Raw genomic sequence first — 4,517 nt, 5'->3', positions numbered from 1 at the left:
ACCATGGCTTCCTGATCCACCAGGATGAACGGGTCGTATTCCAGCTCGGAGTCTACGATGGTGTAGTTCGCCTGCATACCGAAGCCGGTTTCGCCAAACATGTGCTGCACCGCCAGCTCGACACCATTGATGGTGTTTTCCACATCGCTGTTCGCCGGTGTGTCCACGCGGAAGATCATATCGCGGTCGGTGGCCGGGTTACCCTTGATGAAGATCTTGTCGATGGTCACGCCATCTTCCTGGTAGGTCACGTCCACGAACTCGCTATCGGCGTAGTTCTCCGCGATGTACTGACGAATGGACGCCGCATCGTTGGCACCGTTCGCCCGCGCTTCATCCACCAGCGCACCGTCTGCCGGGTTGGGAATGTTGAACAGCGTGGTATCGGTTTTGACCGAGCTGATGAAGTTGGACACATCCTTGCGGAACAGGCCCATGGATGCATAGCTGGTCTCACCGTAGTACCACTCCACAGACAGGTCGTAGTTGGTGGACTCGTACGGCAGCAGGCTCGGGTTACCGGTAGAACCGCCGCCGATACCGCCGTTGGCGGCGGAGCCGATGGTGGTACCACCCTTGATGGAGTTGTAATCCGGGCGGGTGATGGACTGGCTCACCGCGGCGCGGGCTACCAGGTCATCGGTCACGTCCAGCCTGAACGCCAGGCTCGGCAGCCAGTAGTCGTAGTTACCTTCCTCGCTCAGGTAAACCTGCTCGCCAGAGCCGAGGATGGCCTGCTCGTTGTTGGAGTTCCACTCGGCGCGGTCGTATTTGGGAACCACAGAGACGGAGTCGACATCGGTCTCCTCGTAGCGCAGGCCCGCATTTACCTCGTACGGCATGCTGCCGAACTGGGAGTTAAAGTTGTACTGGGCGTAGGCCGCGGTGGAGGTTTCGATGGTGGTGCGGTCGGTGTCGGACGCGTAATCGGTGGAAGCACAGAAAGCGGTGCCGCAGTCACCCAGGCGGTTGATCGTTCCCAGATCACTGGCGCTGTTGGCGTACAGCTGTTCCGCCGCCGCGCGCACCGCTTCGAAGTCCCACTGGTAGTAGACGTTCAGCGGCTCCAGGCCACCGATCTCGGAGAAGTCACCCCAGGATTCATCGAACTTGTCGGAAATGCTATCCGCGGTAAACAGTTCATCCGGCAGGTCGGAAGCCGGGCCCGCGCCACCCCAGTTGTTGCGCTGTACGAACACAGACTGGGAGCGGTTGGTCACTTCCTGACGGGAGATGCCGAAATCGATATCGCTGGATTCGTTCACCTCGAAGTTACCGCCAAAGCGGAACTGGTCCACCTCGGAGTAATCCTTGCTGTTGGTGAACACGGAGCCGGTGACGATGATGTCAGAGGCATTGAGGCCGTTTTCACTGTCGACGTAGATCGCCGGAATATCACCGGTGAAATCCACGCTGCTGGCGTCGCGCACCATGGCGGCAACGGTCAGCACGTTGCTGGTGCCCCAAGGGCTGTCCGGGCGGCGCTCGGCTTCGGAGTGCTGGCCGTCGAAGAACAGGTTCAGCTTGTCGCTCACCTGCCACTCCAGGTTGATACCCAGCATATCGCCTTCGTGTACTTCTGCGGTGCTGCCGCCACCCATGGCCACGTCGCTGGGTGCGCCGTAGTACTCGGAGTAGATGATCGGCGTGGAGATGGGGCCGTCGCTCCATACACCGCGCTGGTCACCACCCCAGGCGTGGTAAACCGAGATATCGTTGAACTGCTTGGCGATCTTGTTCTCGTAGACGTTGTAATCCAGGGTTGCGGTCACGTCGTCGGTAGGCGCCCACTGCAGCACCAGCTGGCCGTTGGTGCGCTTGCGCTGCTGTTCTTCAAACTTGAACGCGGCATTCTGCGCAACGGAGTAGATATCGCCTTCGCCAGGGCGGTTGACCTGGTTTTCCAGGGGTACCGCGCCCCACTGGTCGTTGACGCCGTCCCAGTTGTTGTCCATCTGGCCTTCGACGCTGATCCAGCCGCCGGGTACCAGCGCCTGCTGGCTGCCGCTCTCGCGCTCCTGAATGGAGCCGGAGATGGCCACACCAAACTTGCCGTCGGCAAAGGTGTCGGAGTAGAAGCCGCTGTATTCGGGAGTCATGTCGGCGTCTTCGGAAGACTCGTCCATTACGCCCTTGACGCCAAAGCGCACGGTGCGCTCCGGGGTGTTCAGCGGACGCGCGGTCAGCAGGTTGATGGTGGCACCCATGCCGCCGGACGGCAGGGTGGCATCGCTGGTCTTGGCCACTTCCACACCGGTAACCATATCGGAGGCGATGTCCTGGAAGTCGAAGGAGCGGCCGCCGGTGGTGCGGGCCAGCTGGCGACCATTCAGGGTCACCAGGTTGAAGTCGGGGCCGAGGCCACGCACGGTGACCTTGCTACCTTCACCGTTCACGCGGTCAATGGACACACCGGTGATACGCTGCATGGATTCCGCCAGGTTGGTATCGGGAAACTTGCCGATATCTTCCGCGGAAATCGCATCCACGATACCTTTGGCATCGCGTTTTACGTCCATGGATTTTTCGAGACTGCCGCGAATACCCAGTACCACCACTTCTTCGAGTGCTGTTTCCTGTTCGCTCTGTGCAAAGGCCTGGCCGCTGATGCCGGCCATGGTCGCGATAGCAACCGCAATAGATTTCTTCTTGAATCCGGTCATTCTGTTCATGGAGATGTCTCCCCCATCGTCACGTCATTGTCGTTATTTGGGTTCGTCAAAACAGGGCACCTCGTGACCGCAAAGGGACCACCCGCTTTGACGCGAAGCTATATTCCCCCCATGCCTCAAAGTGAATCGTCCCACCTTGAGAATTTCGTCAAAAATGGACTATCCCACCTTGATTCCCACAAAGCGGGAACAGAAAAACCCTTTGTATTCAACAAGTTAAAGGATGCCTGGGTGATTGCACCAGAGTTGTGCAATCCCGCCAGCACAAAGCGGGAAACCTTACAGGAAGTACAAAAAACAACCAACCTGATTCTGTGACCTACCAACCACCGAGGTTGCGGAGGGGGTGCGAAAGGGATGCGAAAGGCTTGAAGAGGAAGCTAAAGAAGAGGCCGGGAAAGAAGGCAGGCAGCGAACCGGAGCGGTGCGAGAGAAGACTCGCACTCCACTACCGGCAACCTCAAGGCTACCAGCTGGTCACGGTTTCGAAGCTGTGGCGAATGCTTTGCAGCGGCGCGGCGGCATCGTCCCGCTCGACAAAAGCGTATTCCAGTCCGGCCTTTTCCGCCTGCGCCAGCAGGGCCGGGAAATCAATGATACCAAGCCCCACATCCGCCATGGTGCCCGCTGCGGTCGCGTCTTTCAGGTGCCACAGCGGAAAGCGCCCCGGATAGCGCGCAAAATAGTCCAGCGGGTCCTGCCCGGCCTTGTGCATCCAGTAGATGTCCATTTCAAAAGACACCAGTCCGGGGTCACTACCGTCCAGCAGCAGCTGGTAGGGAATGAAGCCGTCGGTCTCCACAAACTCGAAGTCGTGGTTGTGGTATGCCAGACGCAGCCCTGCATCGCGGCACAGGCGACCCCAGTGGTTCAGGTTCTGTACCAGCTTGCGATAGTCCGCAGCGCTGCGCCGGCCCTGCTCCAGCCACGCCAGTACCACATACTGGCTCCCCAGGGCCTTGGCCTGCGCGATTACCGAGGCGAAGTCCGCCTCCATCTGCTCGAGAGGGAAGTGGCTGGCGGGCGCGGTGAGCCCCTGGGCCTCCAGCAGCGTGCGAATCTCCGCCGGTTCGCGACCGAAGAAGCCGGCAAACTCTACCTGCCGGTAGCCTGCCGCCGCCACGGCTTCCAGGGTGCCGGCAAGGTCGCGGTCCATTTCCGCACGCAGGGTATACAGTTGCACGCCGCGCAGGCGGGGTTTGCTGTTCATGGTGTTTTCACCGGTAGGTTGCGCCGACACGCCGCTCACAGAAAACGTGCCTGCGAGGATCAGGGGAATGAGTGGTAGCAATCGCAGAAGACTTTTCATCGGCACACAGTATTTATCGGGGTCATGGATTTGCTGCCGCGCCGCAGGCGGAATCAGCCCTTCACCGCACCGGCAGATAGCCCGGAGACCAGAAAGCGCTGCAGCGCGAGAAACAGCAGCATAACCGGGATGGAAACCAGAATGGAACCGGCGGCAAAGTAACCCCATTCGGAGGCGTAATCGCTGACAAAGAAGCGCAGCCCCACGGGTACCGTGTACAGGGATTCGTCGTCCATAAAGATGGAGGCGAGAATAAATTCGTTCCACGCGGTCATAAAGGCAAACAGACCGGTCACGGCGATGGCCGGGCGCGCCAGCGGCAGGATGATGCGGGTAAAGATGGTCCAGCGGGAGGCCCCCTCCAGCAGTGCGGACTCTTCGATTTCGTACGGCAGGGTGTCGAAGTAGCCTTTCAGCATCCACACACAGAACGGCAGCGCGGTGATGGAATACACCAGGATCAGCCCCAGCCAGGAGTTGCCCAGCCCCAGCCACTGCACCACGATCACGTACAGCGGAATCAGCATCAGCACCGC

At 59.9% G+C, this 4,517-nt stretch carries 3 protein-coding genes; all 3 read right to left on the bottom strand.

The genetic code is table 11. The features are described 5' to 3' along the window. The coding region (locus tag QZ511_RS16380; RefSeq protein ID WP_295804111.1) for a TonB-dependent receptor at positions 1-2,672 on the bottom strand (2,672 nt) is incomplete at its 3' end. A 466-nt stretch (positions 2,673-3,138) separates the two neighbouring features. Next, positions 3,139-3,882 carry a sugar phosphate isomerase/epimerase gene (locus QZ511_RS16375; protein WP_295804109.1) on the bottom strand — a complete coding sequence of 248 codons (744 nt, stop codon included), beginning with the start codon at positions 3,880-3,882 and terminating at the stop codon, positions 3,139-3,141. Positions 3,883-4,034: 152 nt separating this feature from the next. Then, a partial coding sequence (locus tag QZ511_RS16370) for an ABC transporter permease subunit (protein WP_295804107.1) occupies positions 4,035-4,517 on the bottom strand: 483 nt, incomplete at its 5' end.

The sequence above is a fragment of the uncultured Microbulbifer sp. genome (assembly GCF_913055755.1).
In the GTDB taxonomy this organism is placed as follows: domain Bacteria; phylum Pseudomonadota; class Gammaproteobacteria; order Pseudomonadales; family Cellvibrionaceae; genus Microbulbifer.
Note: the sequence above shows the minus strand (reverse complement) of the source record. Positions and strands in the feature narration are given on the sequence as shown.